Genomic DNA, 24,758 nt, shown 5'->3' on the forward strand with positions numbered 1-24,758 from the left:
ACGCCGGTCAGACCAGACGCAGGACGCCGCCCGCGGCCGCGAGCGCCGCGATGACGATCAGGACACCCATGCCGAGCTTGTTGCCATTGCGCCACATCGAGTAGGCGCCGCCGATCGCGAAGCCGGCGATCAGAAACAGGGCGTAGATCAGGATGGTGCCCATCTACAGCGCGCCCTTCGTGGACGGCACCCCGGTCACCCGCGGGTCCGGCTCGACGGCCTCGCGCAGCGCGCGGGCGACGGCCTTGAACTCGCCCTCGGTGATGTGGTGCTGGTCGCGGCCGTAGAGCACTCGCACGTGCAGCGCGATCCGCGCGTTCGACGCGATGGACTCGAAGACGTGCCGGTTGATCACGGTGGCGTAGGGGACGCCGGGGTAGCCGCCGATCACGGTGTGCAGCATGTGTTCCGGTTCGCCGGTGTGCACGCAGTAGGGCCGTCCGGAGACGTCCACGGCGGCGTGCACGAGGGACTCGTCCATCGGGATGTAGGCGTCCCCGAAGCGGCGGATGCCCTTCTTGTCCCCGAGGGCCTGGCCGAGCGCCTGGCCGAGCACGATCGAGGTGTCCTCGACGGTGTGGTGTGCCTCGATCTCGATGTCGCCCTCCGCCTTGACGGTGAGGTCGAAGCTGGCGTGTGCACCGAGCGCGGTGAGCATGTGGTCGAAGAACGGGACGCCGGTGGAGATGTCGACGATGCCGGTGCCGTCGAGGTTGAGTTCGACGGCGATCGACGACTCCTTGGTGGTCCGTTCGATCTTCGCGATGCGGTCGGTCATCGGGTCTCTCCTGTTGTGAGCTCGGTGGCGGCGATCGCGTCGCTGGCCGCGATGAAGGCGTCGTTCTCGGAGGCGAGACCGACGGTGGTGCGCAGGTAGCCGGGGATCCCGACGTCGCGGATCAGGACCCCGCGGTCGAGGTAGGCCTGCCAGGCCCGGGCACTGTCGGCGAACTCGCCGAACAGGATGAAGTTGGCGTCCGACGGAATGACGTGGAATCCGGTGTCGGACAGCGCCTTCGACACCCGGACCCGCTCGGCGGCGAGGGCGTGCACGCTGGCGAGGGTCTCGTCGGCGTGCCGCAGTGCGGCCCTTGCCGCGGCCTGGGTGACCACCGACAGGTGGTACGGCAGCCGCACCAGCAGCAGCGCGTCGATGAATGCCGGTGCGGCGGCAAGGTAGCCGAGCCTGCCGCCCGCGAACGCGAACGCCTTGCTCATCGTCCGCGACACCACCAGCTTGGTCGGGTACTCGTCGATCAGGGTGAGCGCACTCGGCGCCTCGGAGAACTCGGCGTACGCCTCGTCGACGATGACGATCCCCGGTGCGGCGTCGAGCAGCAGCCGCAGCGCACCGATCGGGATGCTGTGCCCGGTCGGATTGTTGGGGCTGGTGACGAACACGACGTCGGGCCGTTTCGCGGAAATGGCGTCGACCGCGGCGTCCACGTCGAGCGCGAAGTCGGCGCCCCGCAGCACCGGCAGCCAGGTGGTGTCGGTTCCGTCGGCGATGATCGGGTGCATCGAGTAGGAGGGCACGAACCCCATTGCGCTGCGGCCCGGCCCGGCGAACGCCTGCAGCAGCTGCTGCAGGATCTCGTTGGACCCGTTGGCGGCCCATACGTTGTCGACGGTGACCGCCACCCCGGTCTGCCGGGACAGGTAGGCGGCCAGGTCGGTGCGCAGTGCGACGGCGTCCCGGTCCGGGTAGCGGTGCAGTTCGCGGGCCGCCTCCCGGACCGACTCGGCGACATCGTCGACGAGGGCGCGGGTCGGCGGGTGCGGGTTCTCGTTGGTGTTCAGCTGCACCGGGACCGTGAGCTGCGGAGCACCGTAGGCGGACTTGCCGCGCAGGTTCTCGCGCAGCGGCAGGTCGTCGACGGTCGCCGCAGCGCCGGGAACGGCGGCGCTCACCGGAGGCTCTCGAAACGCAGCCGAACGGCCTCCCCGTGTGCGGGCAGGTCCTCGGCGTTCGCGAGGTTGATCACGTGCCGCGCCACGTCCTTCAGCGCCGACTCCGAGTAGTCGACGACGTGGATGCCGCGCAGGAACGTCTGCACGCTCAGGCCGGACGAGTGCCGCGCGCAGCCCGCGGTCGGGAGGACGTGGTTGGAGCCTGCGCAGTAGTCGCCGAGGCTGACCGGCGCCCAGGGGCCGACGAAGATGGCGCCTGCGGACCGCACCCGGGCGGCGACCGCGGTGGCATCCTCGGTCTGGATCTCGAGGTGTTCGGCGGCGTAGGCGTTGACAACCCGCAGGCCGTCGTCGATCGAGTCGACGAGCACGATCCCGGACTGGCTGCCCGCGAGCGCGGCCGCGACCCGGTCCCGGTGCTTGGTCAGCTCCAGCTGCGCGGTCAGCGCGTCGTCGACCGCGTCGGCCAGCTCGGTGGAGTCGGTGACGAGGACGGATGCGGCCATCACGTCGTGCTCGGCCTGACTGATCAGGTCGGCCGCGACGTGCACGGGGTCGGCGGTGCGGTCGGCAAGGATTGCGATCTCGGTGGGGCCGGCCTCGGCGTCGATGCCGACCAGGCCGCGGCACAGCCGCTTGGCGGCGGTGACGTAGATGTTGCCGGGGCCGGTGATCAGGTCGACCGGGGCGAGCTCGGCGCCCGCCTCATCGGTGTCGGTGCCGCCGTAGGTGAGCAGCGCGATGCCCTGACCGCCGCCGACCGCCCACACCTCGGTGACGCCGAGCAGTTCGGCGGCGGCGAGGATCGTCGGGTGCGGCAGCCCGCCGAACGCGGCCTGCGGCGGCGAGGCAACGACGAGCGATTCGACGCCAGCGGCCTGCGCGGGCACCACGTTCATCACCACGGACGACGGGTAAACGGCGTTGCCGCCGGGCACGTAGAGGCCGACCCGCTCGACCGGCACCCAGCGTTCGGTGACGGTGCCGCCGGGCACGACCTCGGTGATGGTGTCGGTGCGGCGCTGGTCGGCGTGCACCTTCCTGGTCCGGTCGATCGCAACCTCAAGGGCGGCACGCACGTCCGGGTCGAGTTCGGTGAGGGCGCGGGTCAGTTCCGCGCGCGGCACCCGGACGGACGCGGGACGGACCCCGTCGAACTTTTCACCGAACTCGAGGGCGGCCTCGGCGCCGCGGTCACGGACCGCCTCGACCATCGGCCGCACCTGATGCAGCACCGAGTCCACGTCCGTTCCGCCGCGGGGCAGGGCCGACCGGAGTTCGGCGACGGACGGGGTTCGTCCGCGCAGGTCGACGCGGGCGAGCTCGGTGCGGGCAGGCATGGGGGTCCCTTCACGAGAGGAAGTGTGTGCACCGATCATCGGTGCACCGACTAGCTGTGCACTGATGATCTGTGCACTGATTATCCAGGATAGGCGCTACCGGGTTTCGCTCAGCGCCGAGCCGCGACGGGCACGGTCCGCGCGCGGCGGCTCACGGGCGCAGTCGGCGCGGCGGTCAGCGGCCCGGGCCGACACCGGTGCGGGCCGCGGCAGGCACCGTTTCGGCGGTGGCCGCCCGGACGAACGCCCCGATCCGGCCGACCGCCCGCGCCGCCTCGGGCAGCAGGCCCGCGGCCGCCTGGAAGACATGCACCTGCCGATCCCACACCTCGAGGGTCACCGGCACCCCGGCTGCGCCGAGGCGGTGCGCCATCAGCTCGGCGTCCGGGTACAGCATCTCGGTGGAGCCGACCTGGATCAGGACCGGGGGCAGTCCGGCGAGGTGGCCGTCGACCGGGGACACCGTTGGCGTGTCGCCGTCGGCGCGTTCCGCGATCCGGGCAAGGGTCACGAGCACCGATCGAGGTATCAGCGGGCAGCCGTCCGCGTCGGCGCTGGCCAGTTTGGCCGACGGATCCAGGTCGGTCAGCGGCGACAGCGCCACCAGCGCCGCCGGCTGCGGCAGGCCGCGGCCGGTCAGCGCGAGCGCGGTCGTGAAGGTCAGGAAGCCGCCCGCCGAGTCACCCGCGATGACGATCCGGTCCGCCGGGTACCCGTGCTCGAGCAGCCACCGGTACCCGGCGACGCCGTCGGCGGTCGCGGCGGCGATCGGGTGCCGCGGCAGCATCCGGTAGTCGACGCTGAGGACCGCCGCGTCGGCGGCGGATGCGATCCGCAGCGCCAGCGCGCGGTGCGTGTTCAGCCCGCAGGCCAGGAAGCCGCCGCCGTGCAGGTAGAGGATCGCGGTACCCGCGTCCGGCTGGTCGCGACCGGGCCGACCGCCGCGGCGGGGCCACCATTCGGCGGCGCAGTCGTCGAGCCGGACCCGATGCCTGCCCGCGGCCCGGGTGGGCCGCAGCATCGAGGCGGACCGGTCGAGCAGCCCCGCGGGCCACAGCGGGCTCGGGTAACGACCCCACACGTCGAGGACCGGCTTGACGCCGAGCCGGACGGTCCCGGCAAGCAACCGGGATCGCAGGCCCGCGCCGGGAACGAACTGCGGTTCGACGGTGACGACGGTTGGCTGGCGACCCGCCCCTCGCCTGCGCCTCGGCGCGCGGGGGGTCGGCGAATGAACTGATGACGGCTGCGTTGTCATCGTGAGCTCCCGGCAAGCACGAACGAACTGAGGTGCCGCGGCGCCACCGCTCCGACTGTCCCGACAACGCCGCATCCCGACCGCGCCGCCCAGGGGTTCACGGGCAGCTGATTCATGGTACGTGACCTGCGACACATTTACGAGCACGTAACACGCCGTCGGCCCAGCGTGCGGCCGGTGGCAGGCCCGGGATGCCGGGATTACCGTGGACAGCGAGGGCCGGGGTGCCGTGGCGGCTACCCGGGCGCCCCACCCTCCCGGCGCGACTAGGCGCCGGCGGACGAGTCGCGGGAGCAGTCGATGGCCACGATCGGCGTGGTGGCCGTGGTGCTGGGATTGATGTTGATCCTGGTGGAGGCGCACGCGCCGACGGCGGGGGTGCTCAGCGGACTGGCCGCGCTGCTGATCGGCGGTGGCATCGCCGCACTGTTCCTCGCCGGGGGCGCCGCGCAGACCGTCGCGGTCCCCGTCGCGATCGGGTTGGGCGGGGTCGGATTGGTCGGCGCCGCCGCACTCGGCAGGGCCATGGCCCGGACCCGGCGCACCCCGATCCGCAGCGGGCCGCAGGGACTGGTCGGCCACGAGGCGACGGTGAGCACCTGGGACGGTGCGGTCGGGCAGGTCCGGACGGACGGCGGGCTCTGGATGGCCCGGATCGCGTTCGGCTACCCGGACACTCCCCCGCCCACCGCCGGCGACCCGATGGTCGTCGAGTCGGTGCGGGGCCTGACCCTGAACGTGCGCCGCAGGGAGCCGTGGGAGGCGCCATGACCGTGCTGCTGATCGTCCTCGTCGTGGTCCTGCTGCTCGCCCTGCTCGTCCCCGGGACCGCGATCCGGGTGCTGCGCGAGTACGAGCGGGCGGTGGTGTTCCGGCTCGGCCGCGTCCAGGCGGTGAAGGGTCCGGGCCTGGTCCTGCTGATTCCGGTGGTGGACCGGATGGTTCGGGTCGGCCTGCGGACGGTGACGCTGAACATTCCGGTGCAGGAGGTCATCACCCGCGACAACGTGCCCGCGAAGGTCACCGCGGTCGCGTACTTCCGTGTTCTCGATGCGGATCGGGCGGTGGTCGAGGTGGAGAACTTCCTCGCCGCGACCACGCAGATCGCGCAGACCACGCTGCGGTCGGTGCTTGGCAAGGCCGAACTGGACACCCTGCTCGCCGACCGGGACCGGGTGAACGAGGACCTGCAGAAGGTCATCGACCAGCAGACCGAGCCGTGGGGGGTGAAGGTGACCACCGTCGAGATCAAGGACGTGGAGATCCCGGAGCGGATGCAGCGGGCCATCGCCCGGCAGGCGGAGGCGGAACGGGAGCGGCGCGCGAAGATCATCAACGCGGAGGCCGAGTTCCAGGCGTCGGCGAAGCTCGCGGAGGCGGCGGCGGTGATCTCCCAGAACCCGACGACGCTGCAGCTGCGGTACCTGCAGACGCTGCGCGAGGTCGGCGGGGACAGCAAGGCGACGGTGGTCGTGCCGCTTCCGGTGGACCTGCTGCGGTTCCTCGGCGGCGCCGGGGAACCGCAGCTCGGCACCAACGATCAGGCGCTGCCGGGCAACTCGAACTCGCCCTGATCGCCGAAGTCGACCTGCCTGCGTGCGTTGGAGAGGGCGCTGACAATGCAGGTGCCGATCGGGCCGCGCCGGTCGTACATCGTGGTGGTGCCGACCGCGATCCCGTTCGCGCTGATGTGATCGTCGGCCTCGATGCCGACCTCGTGCCCCTCCGGCAGCCGGGCCAGGACCAGCGTCAGGTCCACGTTGATGAACCCGACGCCCGCGGTGCCCCAGTTCGTCATCAGGCTGGTCGGTTCGCCAGCCATCGCGGCCCGCACGAACGGGGAGGGCGCCTCGCCGTCGACGATGGCCGGATGCTGGGCCCACATGCGTTTGCGGCTCGCGCCCTGATGTTCGAGCATCGCGTGCGACCAGCCGTCGGGATGGTCGTCGCTGCCGAAGAACGGCGGTGCGGGTTCGCCGGTCGCGATCACCGGCGGCACCGGACGCACGTCGCGGGTCCACAGCTGGCCCGGCGGCTGCTCCGACGGCCGCAGGAAGACCGCGGACGCCCGCGCCACCGTCTCGCCGTCCTGCACCAGCTCGGCGTCGGCGACGCGGATGCGGGCGCCGTCCCGAACGACGGCGGTGCGGGTGGTCAGCGGCCGGGTGCGGGCGGGGGCGAACAGGTCGACGGTCAGCCGGGCCGGGACGAAGCCGCCGCCGCCGTGTTCGTGGTCGAGGGCGCGGGCCAGCAGCCCGCACAGCGCGACGCCGCTGACCATGTCCGGCGACCACCGGCTGATCGCAAAGCCCTTGGCGAGGTACCCCTCGGGTGTGGTCGTGAAGAACGCGAGCGGATCGGTCACGGTGGCCCCTTGTCGTCGGTGTGCGATCCATGATCACCGGCCGAGGAGTAAATAGTTAACTCATTCGCGGTCGGGTCGTGTGAGTTCCGCCATAGCGGCAGGGTCCACCGACTATCCTGCCCAGCGTGGCCCGATTCCCGCGCGTCCTCGCCCTGCTCGGCGCCGCGCTGACCGTCCTGACCCTCGGCGCGGCACCCGGGTCGGCGACGCCCACGGTGCCGCAGCTCGGACCCGACTTCGAGTGGGGTGTCGCGACCTCCGGTTTCCAGTCGGAGGGGCCGCCGCCGGACAGCAACTGGTCCCGCTACATCGCGGCGGGCCGAACACACGACCCGTATGGCAGCGGCCCCGACTTCCGACATCGGTACGCCGAGGACGTCGCGAACGCGGCGGCGCTGGGGGTGGACGCGTTCCGATTCTCGGTGGAGTGGGCACGCCTGCAGCCCGCGCCCGGCGTCTGGAACGAGACCGAGTTCGCCTACTACGACGACGTGATCCGGACGATCCGCGCGCACGGCATGCGACCGATGATCACCCTCGACCATTTCGTGTTCCCCGGCTGGGTGGTCGACCGCGGCGGGTGGACCACCGATGCGGCGATCGAGCTGTGGCTGGCCAACGCCGAGCGGGTGGTCACCCGGTACGCGGGCATGGGCGCCACCTGGATCACGTTCAACGAGCCGACGGTGTTCGTGCAGAAGGAGATGACGTTCGGCGGCATCGCCCCGGCCGACGCGCCAGCCGTTCTCGATCGTCTCGTCCGCGCGCATCGGCGGGCGTACGAGCTGATCCACCGACTGGACCCGGGTGCCGCGGTGTCGAGCAACACCGCATACGTCCCCGCCGCCATGGGGGTGGTCGACGCGATGTTCACCGACCGGGTCCGCGACACCCTCGACTTCCTCGGGCTCGACTACTACTACGGCGTCTCCCTGGACAACCTCACCGCCGCGTCGGCGTTGACCGACGCATTCCACGACATCCGTCCGCAACCGGACGGGATCTACCATGCCGCACTGCATTTCGCGAGGAAGTACCCGGAGCTCCCGATCTACGTGGTGGAGAACGGGATGCCGATGGACGACGGGAAGCCCCGCACGGACGGCTACACCCGCTCGGATCACCTGCGCGACCACGTGTACTGGCTGCAGCGCGCGACGGCGGACGGGGCGAACGTGATCGGCTACAACTACTGGTCGATCACCGACAACTACGAGTGGGGCGGCTACCGGAATCGGTTCGGCCTCTACACCGTCGACGTGCTCACCGACCCGACCCTGACCCGCCGACCCACCGACGCCGTGGCCACCTACCGGGACGTGATCGCCGCGCGGGGCGTGCCCGGCGACTACCGGCCCGTCATGCCGGACTCGGCGTGTTCGCTGGTCGACCCGCCGCACAGCTGCGTTGACGCGGGAACACCCGGCGGCTGACCGGTCAGCCGCGGTCGGCGACGACCGCGAACGCGTCGGCTTCCGCGTCGTAGTCGGATCCGGCGACGTCGCCGTGGATCCCGGTCACCCGCAGTCCCGCTGCGGCGACCTCGGTCGTCACCTGTTCCGGGGTAAGGCAGTGGGTCCAGTTCCAGAACTGCCGGGTGCCCGCGGCGGACTCGATGGTGTACCGCTCCAACGCGAGCAGGAGGTCCGGGTAGACGTGGGTCTCGAGGGTGCCGAGGTAGGGCGGCTCCGCCCAGAATCCGTCCATCAGGTTCTGCTGCCGCGCCAGGCCCTCGCGGAAGGTCGGGAACCGGGGCGCTGCGGTCACGTCGAACAGCAGCCTGCCGCCGTCGGCGAGCGCCGCCCGGATCCGGCGCAGTAGCTCGACCCGGCGGTCCGGGCTCAACGCGCAGTAGTCCTCGTAGATCAGCAGCGCCGCATCGTGCCCGGAGCCGAGGTCGGCGGTGAAGTAGTCGCCGCGGACGAAACGGGCAGCCAACCCCTCCGCCTCGGCGACCCCGCGCGCATACGCCACCGAGGTCGCCGAGACATCGACGCCGAGCACCTCGATGCCGCGGCGGGCGAGGCGGTGCGCGTAGAGGCCGGGACCGCAGCCCACATCGAGGACCCGCGTGCCGGGCACCAAGCCCAGCGCTCCGATCAGCCAGTCCACCGAGCGGTCCACGAACGCGTGCGGGCGGGACGCCGCCGCGGTGTCGGGGTCGAGGTGGTTGACCAGCATCCGACCGGAGATGTGCGGGTCGTTCCAGAATTCCGGTGTCGTCACGGTCTCGAACGGCGCCGGGCGTGGGGGCATGCTGGTCACCGCGCCAGCCTAGGTCGACCCGATTGTCCGATTCGCGCCGACTACCCTGTCCGGGTGTCGTGGCAGGTGTGGGTCGGGTTCCTCGGGGCGGCGCTGGCGATCAGCCTGTCGCCGGGCGCCGGGGCGATCGCGTCGATGTCGTCCGGCCTGAGTCACGGCCTGCGCCGCGGCTCCTGGAACATCCTCGGCCTGCAACTGGCCCTGCTGGTGCAGCTGCTGGTCGTCGCGGCCGGGGTCGGCGCGCTGCTGGCGTCGTCGGCGATCGCGTTCACCGTGATCAAGTGGTTCGGCGTCGCCTACCTGGTGGTCCTCGGGATCCAGCAGTGGCGTGCCGCCCCCGGCGCGGTGGAACCGGACCCCGCCACGCCTGGCCGTTCCGGTGCCGCCCTGGTGGCGCGCGGGTTCCTGGTGAATGCCAGCAACCCGAAGGCCGTGGTGTTCATGCTCGCGGTGCTGCCGCAGTTCCTCGATCCTGCGCGACCGCTCGCCGCGCAGTACGCGGTGATCGCGGCGACGATGATCGGTGTGGACGTGGTCGTGATGACCGGCTACACCGGGCTCGCGGCGCGGGCCCTGACGTTGCTGCGCTCGCCCCGGCAGCAGCGGGTCACCGGCCGCGTCTTCTCCGGCCTGTTCTTCACCGCGGCCGGGGTGCTGTCGCTGGTCCGCCGCGCCGCCCCGGTGTGAGCGCCGTCAGGCCGACGCACCGGCGATGTTCACCATCCAGCCGATGCCGAACCGGTCGGTGCACATTCCGAATTCGTCGCCCCACATCTGCTTTTCGAGTGGAACCCCGACCACGCCGCCCGCGGAGAGCGCCGCCCACCAGCCGCGCAGTTCGTCGGCGTCGTCGCCGCTGAGGCTGACCGCGATGGTGGTGCCGGGGTTGTGCTCCATGCCGGGCGGGGTGTCGGCGCCCATCAGCGTGAACCCCTGCGGGGTTTCGAGCATGCCGTGCATGATCAGGTCCGCGCCTGGCGCGTCCGTGTCGCCGAATTCGCCGAAGGTGTTCAGGGCCAGGGTGCCACCGAACACGCCCTGGTAGAACTCCATCGCCGCGCGGGCGTTGTCGGTGAAGCTGATGTACGGGTTCAGACGAGAGCTCATGCGATGCTCCTCGGGTTGACCGAACAGTGCCGTTGCCCACACTATGCCGCCCCACCGACACACCCAACCCGGCGAGCAGGACGCCGGGTCGGGGTCCGGTGCCCGCTCAGCGCGCGAGCGGCCGGACGTGGTGTTTGACCGACGCATCGCTGAGCAGCAGCCCGACGCCGAGCCCCAGCACGCTGAGTCCGAGTGACAGCGCGGCGGCGCCCAATCCGATTGCAATTCCCAACATGATTCCTCCACCCGGTGGTGTGATGTCGGCGCCCGAGCCGTGTCCTCGGCCGCACCGAACCTGACATCGACAATCCTCGACCCGCCCGGCCGTCGCGGACAGCGACCCAAGGGTGCGACATCACCCACCCTCGGCGGTCACATGTCGAGACCGAGGTCCAGGACGGTGACCGAGTGGGTGAGGGCGCCGACGGCGAGGTAGTCGACGCCGGTGCCCGCGTAGTCGGCAGCGTCGCCGAGGGTCAGCCCGCCGGACGATTCGAGCCTCGTCCGCGGGGACCGGGTGTTGCGCCGCTGCACCGCGGCCTGCGTCTCCCACAGCGCGAAGTTGTCGAGCAGGACCAGGTCGACGCCCTCGGCGAGGATCTCGTCGAGCTGTGCGAGGCTGTCCACCTCCACCTCGCATTCGATGTCCGGGTCGGCAGCGCGGACCGCGCGCAGCGCCGCGACGACGGAGCCCGCTGCGGCGACGTGGTTGTCCTTGATCAGGGCGGCGTCCCCGAGCCCCATCCGGTGGTTGACGCCGCCGCCCATCCGGACCGCGTACTTCTGCAGGCCGCGCAGCCCGGGCAGCGTCTTGCGGCTGTCCCGGATCCGGCAGTCGGTGCCTGCGACGGCGTCGACCCACGCCGCGGTGGCGGTCGCGATGCCGGACAGGTGGCACATCAGGTTCAGCATGGTTCGTTCGGCGGTGAGCAGGTCGCGGGTCGGTGCCTGCACCTCCAGGACGGCCTGCCCCGGGTCGATGCGGGTGCCGTCGTCGACGCGGCCGAGCACCCGGTACGCGCCGGCACCGATCACCTCGTCGAGGACGAGCAGCCCGACGTCGATGCCCGCGACGACGCCAGCCGCCCGGGACACCACCGACGCCGACGCGACCGCGTCGGCGGGGACGGTGGCGGTGGAGGTGACGTCGGGCCCGTAGCGCAGGTCCTCGTCGAGGGCAACGCGGACCAGGGTGCGGATCTCGTCGTGGTCGAGGCCGTCGGCCAGGGTGCTCATCATGCTCCTGTCGGGATCAGGTCGGTGAGGGCGAGTGCGCCCTCGGGGGTGCGCCGCACGCGGAGGGGGCGGCGCCGGGTGTCGTCGGTGTCGGGGTGGTCGAGCCGGGTGTGGCAGCCGCGGCTCTCGGTGCGCGCGGACGCGGCGAGGATCAGCGCGGTCGCGGTCGCGGTGAGGGCCGCGTCCTCCAGGTCGGCGACGGTCGACGGCCGCCGACTGCTGGCGCGGGCGAGGACGTCCGCCGCCGCGGCGAGCCCGTCACCGTCACGGACGACGGACGCGTGCGCGGTCATTGCCGCCTGCAGGGCGCCGCGCGGCACCGCGGGCAGCGGAGGAACCTCGGCGGAGGTGACCTGCACCGCGACCGCCGACCGTTCGGCCGCGGCCAGCCCGGCCCGCTCCCCCACCACGAGGCCCTCGAGGAGGCTGTTGGAGGCGAGACGGTTCGCGCCGTGCAGCCCGGTGCGGGCCACCTCGCCCGCGGCGAGCAGCCCGGGAACCGCGGTGCGGCCGTGGCTGTCGGTGACGACCCCGCCGCAGGCGTAGTGCGCCGCGGGCGCGACCGGGATCAGGTCGGTGGTCGGGTCGAGTCCGACCTCCCGGCAGGAGGCGGTGATGGTCGGGAACCGCAACGCGAACCCGTCGATGCGGCGGGCGTCGAGGTACACGTGGTCCTCGCCGCGGCGCCGCAACCGGGCGGCGATGGCCTTGGACACCACGTCGCGGGGCGCGAGATCACCCATCGGATGCACTCCCGCCGTGACCGAATCACCGTGCGAATCCACCAGAATCGCCCCCTCCCCGCGCACCGCCTCGGAGATCAGCGGCCGCCTGCCGACCCCGCCCGCCGCGTAGAGCACGGTGGGATGGAACTGGACGAACTCGAGGTCCGCGACGACGGCCCCGGCGTCCAGCGCGAGGGCGACGCCGTCGGCGGTGGCCCCCGGCGGGTTGGTGCTGCACGAGTACAGCTGCCCGAGACCACCGGTGGCCAGCAGCACGGCAGGCGCATGGATCACACCAGCGCCCGCATCCGATCCTCGAATACCGTTGTCCGACAGCACGATCAATCCCTGAACGCCCGACGGGCCGGTGACCACCCGCGCCGCCGCGGCACCGAACAGCACCGGCATCCCCGCCGCGTTCAGCGCCCGCTGCACCTCGGCGCCGGTGGCGTCGCCGCCGGCGTGGATGATCCGGCGCGCGCTGTGCCCGCCCTCGCGGGTGCGGGAGACCTCACCGTCGCGGCCGCGGTCGAACACCGCGCCGAGGTCGGCCAGCGCGGTGACCGCGTCCGCGCCTGCGGCGACGATGGAACGCACGGCGTCCTCGTCGCAGAGGCCGCCGCCCGCGGCGAGCGTGTCCGCGACGTGCGCGTCGACGTCGTAGCCGGAGCTGACCGCGATGCCGCCCTGTGCGTACACGGTGGCCGTGTCGGTCGGGCCGCCCTTGCTGACGGTCACCACCCGCAGGCCGGCGCGGGTCGCGGTGCGGGCCGCGGTCAGCCCCGCGACCCCGCCGCCCACGACGACCAGGTCGGCGTGCGCCTCCCAGCCGACCGTCGGCTGCGTGGTCACTACTCGCCGCCGCCCGGGTTGCCGATCTCGATCATCCGCTGCACGGACGTGCGGGCCCGCTCGCCGACCGCGGCGTCGACGTGCACCTCGTCGCTGCGTTCCTGCAGGCACCGCAGCAGGGCGGCGGGGGTGATCATCTTCATGTACGGGCACGAGGCGCGGTCGTTGACGGCCTGGAAGTCGACCTCGGGCGCGGCCTTGCGCAGCTGGTGCAGCATGCCGATCTCGGTGGCGACGAGGACCTGCGTTGCCCCGGTCGCGCGGGCGGCGTCGAGCATGCCGCCGGTGGAGAGGATCTTCACCTTGTCCTCGTCGACGATGCCCTCCCCGGCCAGGTACAGCGCGGACGTGGCGCAGCCGCATTCGGGGTGCACGAACAGTTCCGCGTCCGGGTGCGCCTTCGCCTGCGCGGTCAGCTCGTCCCCGTTGATGCCCGCGTGGACGTGGCACTCGCCCGCCCAGATGTGCATGTTCTGCCGTCCGGTGACCCGCTTGACGTGGGCGCCGAGGAACTGGTCGGGCAGGAACAGCACCTCACGCTCGGGGTCGATCGATGCGACGACGTCGACGGCGTTCGACGAGGTGCAGCAGATGTCGGTCAGGCCCTTCACCTCGGCGGTGGTGTTGACGTACGAGACCACCAGCGCGTCGGGGTACTCGGCCTTCCAATCGCGGAGCTGGTCGGCGGTGATGGAGTCAGCGAGCGAGCAACCGGCCCGCTCGTCGGGGATGAGCACGGTCTTGGTCGGGCTGAGGATCTTCGCGGTCTCGGCCATGAAGTGCACACCGCAGAAGATGATCGTCTCCTCCTCGGCCTCCGCGGCGATCCGGGAGAGCGCGAGGGAGTCACCGACGTGGTCGGCGACATCCTGGATGGCGGGCAGCTGGTAGTTGTGCGCGAGGATCGTCGCGTTCTGCGCGCGAGCCAGGCGGCGGACCTCCTCGGCCCACTCCGGGGTCGCCTCGACACCGGTGTAGCCACCGGGTCCGTCGACGATCGTGGCCGCATCGAACGTCGCCCCAGCAATCGTTCCCGTCATTGCCGTACTCCTTTACCGCATCCACTTCACCGAACAGCCGGGCGGACAGCCGGGCGAACAGGCCCGAATTGTCGTTCTCGGGGTTTTCGACTTAGAATCGAAAACGTGCCCAATGGTAACACCACCCTCCACGAAGTCCTCACCGCGGTGTTCCAGGTCCGCGAGATCGACGGCCGCCCCGAGCTCTGCGTCCTGCTGTGGCGACGCGCGCTCGACCCGGAGGCAGGGGCCTGGTCGCTGCCCGGCGGACTGCTCGGCGACAACGAAGACATGACCACCTCGGCCCGGCGGCAGCTCGCCGAGAAGGTCGACGTCCGCGAGGTCGCGCACCTCGAACAGCTCTCGGTGTTCTCCGCCCCGCAGCGAGTGCCCGGCGTGCGGCTGATCGCCTCGACGTTCCTCGGACTCGTCCCCCTCGACTCCGACCCGGACATCCCGTCGGACACCGCGTGGTACCCGGTCACGACCCTCCCCCGAACCGCCTTCGACCACGGCATCGTCGTCACCCACGCGCGCACCCGGCTGGCCGCGAAGCTGTCCTACACCAACATCGCGTTCGCGCTCGCCCCCGCCGAGTTCACCATGTCCACGCTTCGCGAGATCTACTGCGCTGCACTGGGATACCAGGTGGATGCGACGAACCTGCAGCGGGTGCTCGGCCGAAGGGGTGTGCTGGTCGCAACCGGAGCCACCGCGCCACCGGGACCAGCGGGCGGCCGTCCGCCCGCGCTGTACCGGTTCGCGGAGTCGCGGCTGCGCGTCACCGACGAGTTCGCCGCCCTGCGTCCACCCACCTGACCGCCGCTACCGGCGCGGCGCCTCGGCGGCGGGTGCGACGGACTCGACCCCGAGGTCCGGCCGCGGGCTGAGCGAGACGAGCAGCAGGTACACCAGGGCCGCCGCGAACGGCTGCGCGATCAGCGCCATCACGGTGCCGAGGCCCGGAGTCGCCGGGACGATCTGCCCGACCTCGAGGTCGTCGACACCGGGAAAGCGCAGCTGCGCGACCCCGAGCCCGACCAGCGCGGCCGCGGAGGCCCCGACCACCGACCCGAGGACGAGCCCGATCACCTGGGCGACGCCGCGGTACGCGCGGATCGACCACACCGCGACCGCGGACAGCACCCCGAGGATCGCGCCGAGGCACAGGAACAGCGCGACGGCGTCGAACTGGTGGGTGCTCTCCCCCGTCAGCGAGGTCGCACCACCGCTAGAGACGACCAGGAAATGCTGTGCCGGCGCGAGCAGTCCCCACCCGATGCCCGCGAGCGCGCTGGTCACGACGACACCGGCGACGACGCGGGCGGCCGAACGCACCTCCACGGACGCGGCACGCCTGCCGCCGGTCGACGCCCGCCGGCCCGGCAACTGGGTCTGTGTTGTCACGTCGATCCACTCTAGAGGGACCGCGCGGGCGGCACGCGTCAGCGCCGCTCACCGGCGGTCGAGTCGCTGACCCCGTGCCGTGAGCACTTCGACCACCAGCCGTCCGGGCTGATCTGCACGATCATCCGGCGACCGCAGTGCTCGCAGAACCGGGGCGGCTCCAGCCCGAGGGCCGCCGCGGCGGGCACCGAATCCGGGACGCCGTCGACGAGCCGCAGGCCCGTGTACGGGTTGTACCGCTCGACAACCTCCATCGCGACGCTCCTAGATGGTCTGGTTGAGGGCCTTGATCGGCATCTGCAGCTCGCCGAGCAGGTCCAGGTCGGACTCGGCGGGCCTGCCGAGCGTGGTCAGGTAGTTGCCGACGATCACGGCGTTGATGCCGCCGAGGATGCCCTGCTTGGCGCCGAGGTCACCGAGGGTGATCTCCCGGCCGCCCGCGAAGCGCAGGATGGTGCGCGGCAGCGCGAGCCGGAACGCGGCGACGGCGCGCAACGCGTCGGCGGCGGGCAGCACCTCGAGGTCGCCGAAGGGGGTGCCGGGGCGCGGATTGAGGAAGTTCAGCGGCACCTCGTCGGGTTCGAGTTCGGCGAGGTTGGCGGCGAATTCGGCGCGCTGTTCGAGGGTCTCGCCCATGCCGAGGATGCCGCCGCAGCAGACCTCCATGCCCGCCTCGCGGACCATCCGCAGGGTGTCCCAGCGCTCCTCCCAGGAGTGCGTGGTGACGACGTTCGGGAAGTGCGAGCGAGAGGTCTCGAGGTTGTGGTTGTAGCGATGCACACCGATCGCGGCGAGCTGGTCGACCTGCTCCTGGGTGAGCATGCCGAGCGAGCAGGCGACCTGGATGTCGACCTCGTTGCGGATCGCCTCGACGCCCGCGGCGACCTGGGCCATCAGCCGCTCGTCGGGGCCGCGGACGGCGGCGACGATGCAGAACTCGGTCGCACCGGTCTTCGCGGTCTGCTTGGCTGCCTCGACCAGGCTGGGGATGTCGAGCCAGGCGGCGCGCACCGGGGATTGGAACAGCCCGGACTGCGAGCAGAAGTGGCAGTCCTCGGGGCAGCCGCCAGTCTTGAGGGAGATGATGCCCTCGACCTCGACCTCGGGCCCGCACCAGCGCATCCGCACGTCGTGCGCGAGGGCCAGCAGCTCCTCGAGCCGGTCGTCGGGCAGCTGCAGCACCTGCAGGGTCTGCTCCTGGGTCAGTCCCTCGCCACGGTCGAGGACCTGATCCCTCGCGGTCGCGAGAATGTCGGTGCGGGCGGGTGCCTGGGTCACGAGCAGCTCCTTCGGATTCGGCGCAGGTGCGCGGATCGCGAGATCGTTGCCTCAGCGAACTTGAACACCGTACAAGTTGAACGGCGTTCAGGTTAGGGTCGTGGTGAAATGGTGTCAACCACACACCGACGGGAAGTGAACGACACAGTGCAGCTGCGACGAGCCGACGTCCTTGCCGGGGCGATCGCGATCCTCGACGAGTACGGACTCGGCGACCTGACCATGCGGCGGCTGGCCACCTCCCTCGGCGTCCAGCCGGGCGCCCTCTACTGGCACTTCCCGAACAAGCAGACGCTGCTCGCCGCGATCACCGACGAGATGCTCGGCGCGGTGTCCGCCCCGATCGAGGCAACGTCCTGGGACGACCGTCTCGACGTGCTGGCGCACCGCACCAGGGACGCGCTGCTCGCGCACCGGGACGGCGCCGAACTCGCGTCCGCGTCGTACGCGGCCCGCCTTGCCACCAACGACGCCCGCGACACCCTCGCCCGCGCGTGCGCGGATGCCGGGCTTCCCGCGGCCGAGTCCGAATTCGCCGCCGATACCCTGCTGTTCTTCATCCTCGGGCAGACGATGGACGAGCAGTCCCGGATGCAGATGGACAGCCACGGCGCACTGACCGAGGACGCGTCGCCGCTGTACGACAGCACCAGCGGCACAGCGCGTTTCGACTACGGCCTGCGACTGTTCGTCGACGGTGTCCGCAGCCGGCTCGGCGAGCACGCGCGCCGCTGACGCGTGCCGGCGCGGGGGCTCCCGCGGGGGTGTGCACACGGCCGTTCACGCACGCACACCGCCACTGCACGCCCAGAACCCCCGCACACCCACCAAGACCCGTGTGCACACGGCCGTTCGCGCACCCACACGGGAACTGCACGCCCACAACCCCCGCACACACCGCAACAGGGTTGTGCACACGGGCATTCACGCACGCATGCGGCGCGGGTCTGACCGCGGTCAGGCCGAGTCGCCGCCCAGCGCGTCGAGTGCCTTCTGCACCCTGGCGAGCCGCGTCGTCGGGGTCCGGGCCTGCAGCACCGGAAGGATCAGCTGGTAGCGGGCGGTCCGGTCGAGGGCGTCGAACGCGCGGGCCGCGGCCGGGTTCGACGCCATCGCCTCCGCGAGATCGGCGGGGACGGTGGCCGTCTTCTGCGATGCGTAGGCGGCGTCCCAGCGCCCGTCGGCCTTGGCGCGGCGGACCTCGGCGAGACCCGGTTCGCGCATCCGGCCCGCCGCGGACAGCGCGGCGACCTTGTCCACGTTGACCTGTGACCACACGCTGCGCGGCCGCCGCGGCACGTACTTCTGCAGGTAGTGGCGTGCGTCGCTGGCGCGGCGCTGCCCGGAGATCCAGCCGTAGCACAGGCCGACGTCGACCAGCTCGTCCTCGGTGATCGAGGCGATGCCGGAGTTCTTCCGCGCCACCAGGATCCAGACCCCCTCGCGCCGCGTCCAGTGCTCGGCCAACCAGTTCTCGAACGCCGCCGCGTCCGGAAAGGCGACGACCTCCACCCCGTCGATTGCGTCCATGCGCCGATGCTAGACCGGGCCACCGACCTCCTCCTCTTCGTCGGGCGCGGCGCCGCGCCCGCGCGCACACTGATGGACATGTCCGCACGGATGCTCGCCGCCGCCACCGTCCTCGCGGTCGCAGGCGTGGTCGCGGGGTCGGGGGCGTCCGCCGCGGCACCGGCGGACCGGCCGGGCACGGTGACCGCGGTCCACGCCCTGCCACCGGAGGCCTGGATTCCGGGGGCGGCCTCCGGGCGCGTGTTGACGTACCGGACCCTCGGGCCGCAGGATCGGCCCGCGTCGAGCACCGGCGCGGTGTTCCTTCCGCCCGGGCAGCCGCCGCCCGGCGGGTGGCCGGTGATCTCCTGGGCGCACGGCGCGGTCGGCGTCGCGGACGGGTGCGCGCCGACGGTGACCGGCAAGATCGGCGGCCCGTACCTGGGTCGGTGGCTCGCGCAGGGGTATGCGATCGTCGCGACCGACTACGTCGGCCTCGGCACCGAGGGGGTGCACCCCTACCTGGACGGGCGATCGGAGGCACATGCCGTCGTCGACATGGTCCGGGCCGCGCGGGCCGTTGAGCCGAGCCTGTCGGATCGCTGGGTGACGCTCGGACAGTCGCAGGGTGGGCAGGCGGCGATGGTGACCGCGACGCTGGCGACCGCGTACGCGCCGGAACTCGACCACCGCGGCACCGTCGCGCTGGGGGTGCCATCGAACATCGAGAACCTCGCCCCGCTCGGCGGCCCGTGGTTTCCGCCGCTGCCGCTGACCGGGACCACCGTGTTCATCGCCTACGTGATCGCGGGCCTGCGGGCGAGCCACCCGGATCTCGACGTCGACGCCTACCTGAGCGAGCGGGGCAAGCGGGTCGTCGCGCAGGCCGAGCAGCTCTGCTACGAGGAGGCGGCGGCCGCGTTCGGGGACACATCGATCGGTGCGCTGTTCGCCCGTGGCCTCGACGAGCCGATCCTGCGGCCGCTTCGGGAGATGCTCGCGATCCCGCTGCGCGGCTACGACCGGCCACTGTTCCTTGGGCAGGGCCTGCTCGACACGATCGTCCCCGCGCCGCTGACGCTGAAGCTGGTCGCGGACCTCGTCGGTGCGGGGCAGCGGTTCACGTTCCGGACCTACCCGCGGGGACACCTCGAGACGATGCTCGCCTCCGAGGCCGAGGCGAGCGACTTCGTCCGGGCGGTGTTCGGACCGTGACCACCTGGCCGGAGTTCACCGCGGCCGCGCCGTCGATCGCGGCCGTGTTCAGCAGGCGGATGGCGGCCACCGGGAACCTGTGCCTGCTGGCGACCGTGCGCTCGGACGGATTCCCGCGGATCAGCCCGATCGAGCCGCGGGTGTTCGAGGACGCACTGTGGATCGTCGGCATGCCCGGCACCGTGAAGTTCCGCGACCTCGATCGCGATCCCCGGTTCTGCCTGCACACCGCGACGGTCGACTCGATGGTCGGCGACGGGGACGCGAAGCTGTGGGGCATCGTGCACGACGTCCAGGACCGGGCACTGCAGGCGCGGTTCGCCGACGCCGTGTTCGAGGAGATCGGTCTCGACCTGCGCGGCACCGAGTTCCGGCCGTTCTACGCGGCCGACGTCACCGGCGCCTCGTCGGTCGCGTACCTCGACGGGCACCTCGACGTCACCATCTGGCGACCCGGCGCACCCGAACGGGTGGTGCGCACGCAGTGACGATCACCGGTCGTCCCACCGCTCCCGTTCCGACGTGAGCAGGTCGCGGTAGCCGGCGGCCAGCTCCTGCAATGCCGCGTCGCAGTCGCCGACAAAGGCGGGGCCGTGCATCAGGCCGAGCGTGTCCGGTGTCAGTGCGGCGAGCGACCGGATCGTCGGAACCAGGGCCGGGGTCAGCGCCGTCGCCCGCCCCAACGCCTCGCCTGCCAGCGCGGGCCCGACAATGTCGGCGTCGGAGACGGCGGGCGGACGCCCGAACGCGGTGAACAGGTCACCGCACAGCAGCGTCGACGTCGACTCCTCGAACATCACGCAGGCGTCCCACCCGTGCGGCACGTGCGGGGTGTCGATATGCCGCACCCGGCGTTCGCCGACCTCAAGGACCTCACCGTCCTGCAGCGGCCGCGGCGGCCGGTCCACGAGGTCGCCCACCTGCACGAAACAGGACAGGGCCCCGTGCGCCACCGCGGCGTTCGGCGCCGCAGCCAGCCACGAGTTGACCGACCCGCACTCGTCGGCCTCGACGTGCCCGAACGCGAGCCACCGCAGCCGGTCGAGTGGAATCACCCGCCGGACCGCGTCCGACACCGTCGGGAACAGGGCGCGCTGGCCAAGATGGAACAGCAGCGGCTCGTCGCCGTCGACGAGATACTGGTTCATCACCAGATTCGCGTCGTCGACGTACGTCGAGAACCGGTAGAGGTCCGGGGCAATCTCGGTGGTCGTGGTGTCCATGTCAGTGGTCTTCGCGGCGACGCCGGAACAACCGGGTGCCCAGCCACACCACGGGATCGTAGCGGCGGTCCGCAACCCGCTCCTTCATCGGGATCAGCGCGTTGTCGGTGATGTGAATGCCCTCGGGGCACACCTCGGTGCAGCACTTGGTGATGTTGCACAGCCCGAGGCCGTGCTCGGTCTGCGCGGCGTCACGCCGGTCGGCGGTGTCGAGCGGGTGCATCTCCAGTTCCGCGATCCGCATCAGGAACCGCGGACCCGCGTAGGCGTCCTTGTTCTCCTCGTGGTCGCGCACGACGTGGCAGACGTTCTGACACAGGAAGCACTCGATGCACTTGCGGAACTCCTGCGACCGCTGCACGTCCGCCTGTGCCATCCGGTACTCGCCGGGAGCGAGATCCGGTGGCGGCGTGAACGACTCGATCTCGCGGGCCTTGACATAGTTGAACGACACATCGGTCACCAGGTCCCGGATCACCGGGAAGGCGCGCATCGGGGTGACGGTGACGACCTCGTCGGGCGCGAAGGTCGACATCCGGGTCATGCACATCAGCCGGGGCCTGCCGTTGATCTCGGCGGAGCACGATCCGCACTTGCCCGCCTTGCAGTTCCAGCGGACCGCCAGGTCCGGCGCCTGGGTGGCCTGCAGCCGGTGGATGATGTCGAGCACCACCTCGCCCTCGTTCGCCTCCACCGTGTAGTCGCGCAGGTCGCCACCGTCCGCGTCCCCGCGCCACACCCGGAAGGCCGCCCGATAGCTCATGTCTCGTCCGCCTTCCCTGGATGATCGGCCAGTTCCTCGTCTGCTCTCCCCGGATGCTCCGCAAGCTCCGCATCTGCTCCCCCGGGATGCTCCGCGAGCTCCGCATCTGCTCCCCCGGGATGCTCCGCAAGCTCCACATCTGTGTAGTACTTGGCCACCTCGGCGAAGTCGAACAGCGCGAACAGGTCCGGGCGCATCGGCTGCTGCGGTTCGGAGGAGATGGTGATGCCGGGAACAACCTTCCCGCCGGGGTCCGGCCCGTCGACGAGGCTGCACACCAGCAGGGTGCCGCGCCAGGACGCGTCCATGCCGGGGTGATCGTCGCGGGTGTGCCCGCCCCTGCTCTCGGTGCGCAGCAGCGCCGCCTCCGCGACGCACTCGCTGACCAGGATCATGTTCCGCAGGTCCACCGCGAGATGCCAGCCGGGATTGAACTGGCGATGACCCTCCACCGCCACCGACTCGATACGGCGGCGGATCTGTTCGAGCTTGTCGATGGCGGACCGAATCTCGCCGTCGGTGCGGATGATGCCGACCAGGTCGTGCATCACCTGCTGCAGCTCCAGGTGCAGGGCGTACGGGTTCTCGGCGAGCATGCCGTCGGCGGGCGGGTCGAACGGAGCGAGGGCCATCGCGGCCGCCGCGTCGACCTCCCGCTGATCGACATTCGGGCGGCGGGTGAGGGATTCGACGTACGTGGCGGCGCCGAGGCCAGCGCGACGCCCGAACACCAGCAGGTCGGAGAGCGAGTTGCCGCCGAGCCGGTTGGAGCCGTGCATGCCGCCCGAGCACTCGCCGGCCGCGAACAGTCCGGGGACACAGGATGATCCGGTGTCCGGGTCCACCTCAATGCCGCCCATCACGTAGTGGCAGGTCGGCCCCACCTCCATCTGTTCCCTCGTGATGTCGACGTCGGCGAGTTCGAGGAACTGGTGGTGCATCGACGGCAGTCGTCGCATGATCTCGTCGGCGGGCAGCCGGGACGCGATGTCGAGGTAGACCCCGCCGTGTTCGGTGCCGCGTCCGCCCTTGACCTCGGAGTTGATGGCGCGGGCCACCTCGTCGCGGGGCAGCAGGTCGGGGGTGCGCCGTGCGCTGTCGTTGTCGACGAGCCACCGGTCGGCCTCGTCCTCGGTTTCGGCGTACTGGCCCTTGAACACCGGCGGGATGTAGTCGAACATGAATCGGGCACCGTCGGAGTTCTTCAGCACACCGCCGTCGCCGCGCACGCCCTCGGTGACCAGGATGCCCTTGACGCTGGGGGGCCAGACCATCCCGGTCGGGTGGAACTGAATGAATTCCATGTTGATCAGCTTCGCGCCGGCTCGCAGTGCGAGGGCGTGCCCGTCACCGGTGTACTCCCACGAGTTGGAGGTCACCTTGTAGGACTTGCCGATTCCGCCGGTCGCCAGCACCACCGCGGGTGCGGAGAACAGCACGAACCGGCCCGATTCCCGCCAGTACCCGAACGCCCCCGCGATCGCACCGGCATGGCCGTCCCGCATGAGCTCGGTGACCGTGCACTCGGCGAAGACCTTGATCCGCGCCTCGTGGTCTCCGGTCTCGGCGAAGTCCTCCTGCTGCAGCGAGACGATCTTCTGCTGCATGGTGCGGATCAGTTCCAGCCCGGTGCGGTCGCCGACGTGCGCGAGACGTGGATAGGTGTGGCCACCGAAGTTGCGTTGACTGATCCGCCCGTCCGGGGTGCGATCGAACAGCGCCCCGTACGTTTCGAGTTCCCACACCCGGTCGGGGGCCTCGCGGGCATGCAGTTCGGCCATCCGCCAGTTGTTCAGGAACTTGCCGCCGCGCATGGTGTCCTGGAAGTGCACCTGCCAGGAGTCCTTCGGGTTCGCGTTGCCCATCGCGGCCGCGCATCCGCCCTCGGCCATCACGGTGTGCGCCTTGCCGAACAGCGACTTGCACACGACGGCGACCCGCAGCCCCCGCTGCCGGGCCTCGATCACCGCGCGCAATCCGGCGCCGCCAGCGCCGATCACGACGAGGTCGTAGTCGTGCCGCTCCACCTCGGCCACCGGTACTCCCCTCGGTCGGTCGGCTGACTGCCGCTGTCAGTTCACGAAGCGCAGGTCGGTGATGGTTCCGCTGGCGACGAGCATGATGTAAAAGTCGGTGAGCATCAGCGTGCCGAGCGTGGTCCACGCGAGCTGCATGTGCCGGGTGTTGAGCGCACTCACCCAGGTCCACAGCCGGTAGCGGACCGGATGCGCGGAGAAGTGCTTGAGCCTGCCGCCGACGGCGTGCCTGCAGGAGTGGCAGGAGATGGTGTATCCCCAGAGCAGGAGCACGTTGACCGTGATGATGACGTTGCCGAGCCCGAAGCCGAATCCCCCTGTGCCACCGTGGAATGCGAGGATCGCATCGTAGGTGTTGATTGCGGACACGACCAGCGCGACGTAGAAGAACCAGCGGTGCGCGTTCTGCAGGATCAGCGGCAGCCGGGTCTCGCCGGTGTACCGGGTGTGCGGTTCGGCGACCGCGCAGGCCGCGGGCGCGAGCCAGATCGACCGGTAGTAGGCCTTGCGGTAGTAGTAGCAGGTGAGTCGGAAGCCGAGCAGGAACGGCAGCGACAGGAAGGCGAGCGGGATCCACATCGGCAGCTCGCCGACCCAGACGCCGAAGTGGGTCGAGCCGGGGACGCACGACGCGCTGACGCACGGCGAGTAGAACGGCGTCAGGTAGTGGTACTCGTCGACCCAATACGCGGTGCGCACGAAGGACCGGACGGTCGCGTAGACCACAAACACCGCGAGGCCGAGTGTGGTCAGCAGCGGCGGACGCCACCACCGGTCCGTGCGCAACGTGCGTGCCGCGATGGAGGCGCGGGTCGGCGATCGGACACCGGTGGCGGATCGCGCGGGTGCACTCACCGCTGGTGCGGGTGGCCGCCGACGCCCTCGTCGTCGGCGCCCTGCCACAGCGCCTGGTCGTACGGCCCCTCCGGGACCGCGACCCGCTCCGACGCACCGACCGGATGCGCGAGCCGCGGCGGCGACTCGTCGAGGTCACCGGCGTCGATCCCGAGGCGTTCGACGTCGTTGGCGAGCCGGCGGACCACCGACGCGTCGCCGTACATGTTCCGCAACGAGCCGACGCACTGGCGCAGGTGTCCAATGGTGCGGTGCAGCTCCATCACTTCGCTGGTGGACATGTGAACCTCCAACCACAGAGGATGTGATGGCTCTCACAGTACGGCAGTTGCCGGGCCCGCGGGCACGAAAGTCGGGACGCCGTCGCGCCTGCGCGACGCGCGAGACACACGCC

29 protein-coding genes are annotated in these 24,758 nt (G+C 71.2%); 8 read left to right on the forward strand and 21 right to left on the reverse strand.

Features of this window, described 5'->3' with window-relative positions; genetic code table 11:
• Nucleotides 1-7: 7 nt before the first annotated feature.
• The 5 genes from ACFWPA_RS11630 to ACFWPA_RS11650 form a co-directional block, all read right to left on the reverse strand.
• Nucleotides 8-163, reverse strand: a complete 156-nt coding sequence (locus ACFWPA_RS11630; protein ID WP_378507832.1) for a hypothetical protein — start codon at nucleotides 161-163, stop codon at nucleotides 8-10.
• Complete coding sequence (gene hisB / locus ACFWPA_RS11635; protein ID WP_378507833.1) at nucleotides 164-778, reverse strand: imidazoleglycerol-phosphate dehydratase HisB; 615 nt, start codon at nucleotides 776-778, stop codon at nucleotides 164-166. It abuts the gene before it with no gap.
• A complete protein-coding gene (locus tag ACFWPA_RS11640) occupies nucleotides 775-1,911 on the reverse strand; it encodes a histidinol-phosphate transaminase (RefSeq protein ID WP_378507834.1) in 1,137 nt (378 codons plus the stop codon). Before ACFWPA_RS11640 ends, hisB begins: the two co-directional genes overlap by 4 nt.
• Nucleotides 1,908-3,251: a histidinol dehydrogenase gene (hisD, locus tag ACFWPA_RS11645; RefSeq protein WP_378507835.1), complete on the reverse strand. Its 1,344-nt coding sequence runs from the start codon at nucleotides 3,249-3,251 to the stop codon at nucleotides 1,908-1,910. Before hisD ends, ACFWPA_RS11640 begins: the two co-directional genes overlap by 4 nt.
• A 175-nt stretch (nucleotides 3,252-3,426) precedes the next feature.
• A complete protein-coding gene (locus ACFWPA_RS11650; protein WP_378507836.1) occupies nucleotides 3,427-4,509 on the reverse strand; it encodes an alpha/beta hydrolase in 1,083 nt (360 codons plus the stop codon).
• A 300-nt stretch (nucleotides 4,510-4,809) separates the two neighbouring features.
• Here ACFWPA_RS11650 and ACFWPA_RS11655 point away from each other — a divergent pair, with 300 nt between their 5' ends.
• Together ACFWPA_RS11655 and ACFWPA_RS11660 are read left to right on the forward strand one after the other, a co-directional pair.
• Nucleotides 4,810-5,280, forward strand: a complete 471-nt coding sequence (locus tag ACFWPA_RS11655) for an NfeD family protein (RefSeq protein ID WP_378507837.1) — start codon at nucleotides 4,810-4,812, stop codon at nucleotides 5,278-5,280.
• On the forward strand, nucleotides 5,277-6,083 hold the full coding sequence (locus tag ACFWPA_RS11660) for a slipin family protein (RefSeq protein ID WP_378507838.1): 807 nt from the start codon (nucleotides 5,277-5,279) through the stop codon (nucleotides 6,081-6,083). Before ACFWPA_RS11655 ends, ACFWPA_RS11660 begins: the two co-directional genes overlap by 4 nt.
• Here ACFWPA_RS11660 and ACFWPA_RS11665 read toward each other — a convergent pair.
• The gene (locus ACFWPA_RS11665) at nucleotides 6,050-6,874 is read right to left on the reverse strand and encodes a thioesterase family protein (protein ID WP_378507839.1); all 825 of its coding nucleotides are present in this window, start codon (nucleotides 6,872-6,874) and stop codon (nucleotides 6,050-6,052) included. The genes ACFWPA_RS11660 and ACFWPA_RS11665 overlap by 34 nt on opposite strands.
• Before the next feature lie 125 nt (nucleotides 6,875-6,999).
• Here ACFWPA_RS11665 and ACFWPA_RS11670 point away from each other — a divergent pair, with 125 nt between their 5' ends.
• Nucleotides 7,000-8,307 carry a glycoside hydrolase family 1 protein gene (locus tag ACFWPA_RS11670; RefSeq protein WP_378507840.1) on the forward strand — a complete coding sequence of 436 codons (1,308 nt, stop codon included), beginning with the start codon at nucleotides 7,000-7,002 and terminating at the stop codon, nucleotides 8,305-8,307.
• A gap of 4 nt (nucleotides 8,308-8,311) precedes the next feature.
• On the opposite strand, the gene ACFWPA_RS11675 is transcribed toward ACFWPA_RS11670, so the two are convergent.
• On the reverse strand, nucleotides 8,312-9,130 hold the full coding sequence (locus ACFWPA_RS11675; RefSeq protein ID WP_378507952.1) for an SAM-dependent methyltransferase: 819 nt from the start codon (nucleotides 9,128-9,130) through the stop codon (nucleotides 8,312-8,314).
• A gap of 63 nt (nucleotides 9,131-9,193) precedes the next feature.
• Between ACFWPA_RS11675 and ACFWPA_RS11680 the strand changes: the two genes are divergently transcribed.
• Nucleotides 9,194-9,826 carry a LysE family transporter gene (locus ACFWPA_RS11680; protein WP_378507841.1) on the forward strand — a complete coding sequence of 211 codons (633 nt, stop codon included), beginning with the start codon at nucleotides 9,194-9,196 and terminating at the stop codon, nucleotides 9,824-9,826.
• Between the two features lie 6 nt (nucleotides 9,827-9,832).
• Here ACFWPA_RS11680 and ACFWPA_RS11685 read toward each other — a convergent pair whose 3' ends face one another.
• The 5 genes from ACFWPA_RS11685 to nadA all read right to left on the reverse strand — a co-directional run bounded on the left by ACFWPA_RS11685 (nucleotide 9,833) and on the right by nadA (nucleotide 14,099).
• Complete coding sequence (locus ACFWPA_RS11685; protein WP_378507842.1) at nucleotides 9,833-10,246, reverse strand: VOC family protein; 414 nt, start codon at nucleotides 10,244-10,246, stop codon at nucleotides 9,833-9,835.
• Between the two features lie 106 nt (nucleotides 10,247-10,352).
• Entirely contained in the window at nucleotides 10,353-10,481 is a 129-nt protein-coding gene (locus tag ACFWPA_RS11690; protein ID WP_378507843.1) for a hypothetical protein, read from the reverse strand.
• 137 nt (nucleotides 10,482-10,618) lie between these two features.
• A complete protein-coding gene (nadC, locus tag ACFWPA_RS11695) occupies nucleotides 10,619-11,485 on the reverse strand; it encodes a carboxylating nicotinate-nucleotide diphosphorylase (RefSeq protein ID WP_378570213.1) in 867 nt (288 codons plus the stop codon).
• Entirely contained in the window at nucleotides 11,482-13,059 is a 1,578-nt protein-coding gene (locus ACFWPA_RS11700) for an L-aspartate oxidase (protein WP_378570215.1), read from the reverse strand. The genes nadC and ACFWPA_RS11700 overlap by 4 nt, the downstream gene beginning before the upstream one ends.
• Nucleotides 13,059-14,099, reverse strand: a complete 1,041-nt coding sequence (gene nadA / locus ACFWPA_RS11705) for a quinolinate synthase NadA (protein ID WP_378570217.1) — start codon at nucleotides 14,097-14,099, stop codon at nucleotides 13,059-13,061. Before nadA ends, ACFWPA_RS11700 begins: the two co-directional genes overlap by 1 nt.
• Before the next feature lie 105 nt (nucleotides 14,100-14,204).
• Between nadA and ACFWPA_RS11710 the strand changes: the two genes are divergently transcribed.
• Nucleotides 14,205-14,897: an NUDIX domain-containing protein gene (locus ACFWPA_RS11710; protein WP_378507847.1), complete on the forward strand. Its 693-nt coding sequence runs from the start codon at nucleotides 14,205-14,207 to the stop codon at nucleotides 14,895-14,897.
• Nucleotides 14,898-14,903: 6 nt separating this feature from the next.
• On the opposite strand, the gene ACFWPA_RS11715 is transcribed toward ACFWPA_RS11710, so the two are convergent.
• The 3 genes from ACFWPA_RS11715 to bioB are packed head-to-tail and all read right to left on the reverse strand — an operon-like array spanning nucleotide 14,904 to nucleotide 16,763.
• Nucleotides 14,904-15,485 (reverse strand): DUF2567 domain-containing protein, encoded by a 582-nt coding sequence (locus ACFWPA_RS11715; protein ID WP_378570219.1) that lies wholly within the window; start codon nucleotides 15,483-15,485, stop codon nucleotides 14,904-14,906.
• A gap of 38 nt (nucleotides 15,486-15,523) precedes the next feature.
• Entirely contained in the window at nucleotides 15,524-15,739 is a 216-nt protein-coding gene (locus ACFWPA_RS11720) for a hypothetical protein (RefSeq protein ID WP_378570221.1), read from the reverse strand.
• Nucleotides 15,740-15,749: 10 nt separating this feature from the next.
• Nucleotides 15,750-16,763 (reverse strand): biotin synthase BioB, encoded by a 1,014-nt coding sequence (bioB, locus tag ACFWPA_RS11725; protein ID WP_378507850.1) that lies wholly within the window; start codon nucleotides 16,761-16,763, stop codon nucleotides 15,750-15,752.
• 147 nt (nucleotides 16,764-16,910) lie between these two features.
• On the opposite strand from bioB, the gene ACFWPA_RS11730 reads away from it, so the two are divergent.
• Complete coding sequence (locus ACFWPA_RS11730; protein WP_378507953.1) at nucleotides 16,911-17,498, forward strand: TetR/AcrR family transcriptional regulator C-terminal domain-containing protein; 588 nt, start codon at nucleotides 16,911-16,913, stop codon at nucleotides 17,496-17,498.
• Nucleotides 17,499-17,720: 222 nt separating this feature from the next.
• Here the strand turns inward: ACFWPA_RS11730 and ACFWPA_RS11735 are convergent, their stop codons facing one another.
• Complete coding sequence (locus ACFWPA_RS11735; protein WP_378570223.1) at nucleotides 17,721-18,293, reverse strand: YdeI family protein; 573 nt, start codon at nucleotides 18,291-18,293, stop codon at nucleotides 17,721-17,723.
• A gap of 72 nt (nucleotides 18,294-18,365) precedes the next feature.
• Between ACFWPA_RS11735 and ACFWPA_RS11740 the strand changes: the two genes are divergently transcribed.
• Together ACFWPA_RS11740 and ACFWPA_RS11745 are read left to right on the forward strand one after the other, a co-directional pair.
• Nucleotides 18,366-19,487: a lipase family protein gene (locus ACFWPA_RS11740; protein WP_378570264.1), complete on the forward strand. Its 1,122-nt coding sequence runs from the start codon at nucleotides 18,366-18,368 to the stop codon at nucleotides 19,485-19,487.
• Nucleotides 19,484-19,975, forward strand: coding sequence for a pyridoxamine 5'-phosphate oxidase family protein (locus ACFWPA_RS11745; RefSeq protein WP_378570225.1), 492 nt, complete (start codon nucleotides 19,484-19,486; stop codon nucleotides 19,973-19,975). Before ACFWPA_RS11740 ends, ACFWPA_RS11745 begins: the two co-directional genes overlap by 4 nt.
• 3 nt (nucleotides 19,976-19,978) lie before the next feature.
• On the opposite strand, the gene ACFWPA_RS11750 is transcribed toward ACFWPA_RS11745, so the two are convergent.
• From ACFWPA_RS11750 to ACFWPA_RS11770, 5 genes are read right to left on the reverse strand one after another with little or no spacing between them, the layout of a single operon-like run.
• Nucleotides 19,979-20,710 carry an MBL fold metallo-hydrolase gene (locus ACFWPA_RS11750; RefSeq protein ID WP_378570227.1) on the reverse strand — a complete coding sequence of 244 codons (732 nt, stop codon included), beginning with the start codon at nucleotides 20,708-20,710 and terminating at the stop codon, nucleotides 19,979-19,981.
• A gap of 1 nt (nucleotide 20,711) precedes the next feature.
• Nucleotides 20,712-21,473: a succinate dehydrogenase/fumarate reductase iron-sulfur subunit gene (locus tag ACFWPA_RS11755; RefSeq protein WP_378570229.1), complete on the reverse strand. Its 762-nt coding sequence runs from the start codon at nucleotides 21,471-21,473 to the stop codon at nucleotides 20,712-20,714.
• Complete coding sequence (locus tag ACFWPA_RS11760) at nucleotides 21,470-23,509, reverse strand: fumarate reductase/succinate dehydrogenase flavoprotein subunit (protein WP_378570231.1); 2,040 nt, start codon at nucleotides 23,507-23,509, stop codon at nucleotides 21,470-21,472. Before ACFWPA_RS11760 ends, ACFWPA_RS11755 begins: the two co-directional genes overlap by 4 nt.
• 36 nt (nucleotides 23,510-23,545) lie before the next feature.
• Complete coding sequence (locus ACFWPA_RS11765) at nucleotides 23,546-24,364, reverse strand: hypothetical protein (protein ID WP_378570233.1); 819 nt, start codon at nucleotides 24,362-24,364, stop codon at nucleotides 23,546-23,548.
• Nucleotides 24,361-24,645 (reverse strand): hypothetical protein, encoded by a 285-nt coding sequence (locus tag ACFWPA_RS11770; protein WP_378507857.1) that lies wholly within the window; start codon nucleotides 24,643-24,645, stop codon nucleotides 24,361-24,363. The genes ACFWPA_RS11765 and ACFWPA_RS11770 overlap by 4 nt, the downstream gene beginning before the upstream one ends.
• Between the last annotated feature and the right edge of the window lie 113 nt (nucleotides 24,646-24,758).

Source organism: Rhodococcus sp. NPDC058505, assembly GCF_042720095.1.
Taxonomy (GTDB): Bacteria; Actinomycetota; Actinomycetes; order Mycobacteriales; family Mycobacteriaceae; genus Rhodococcus_G.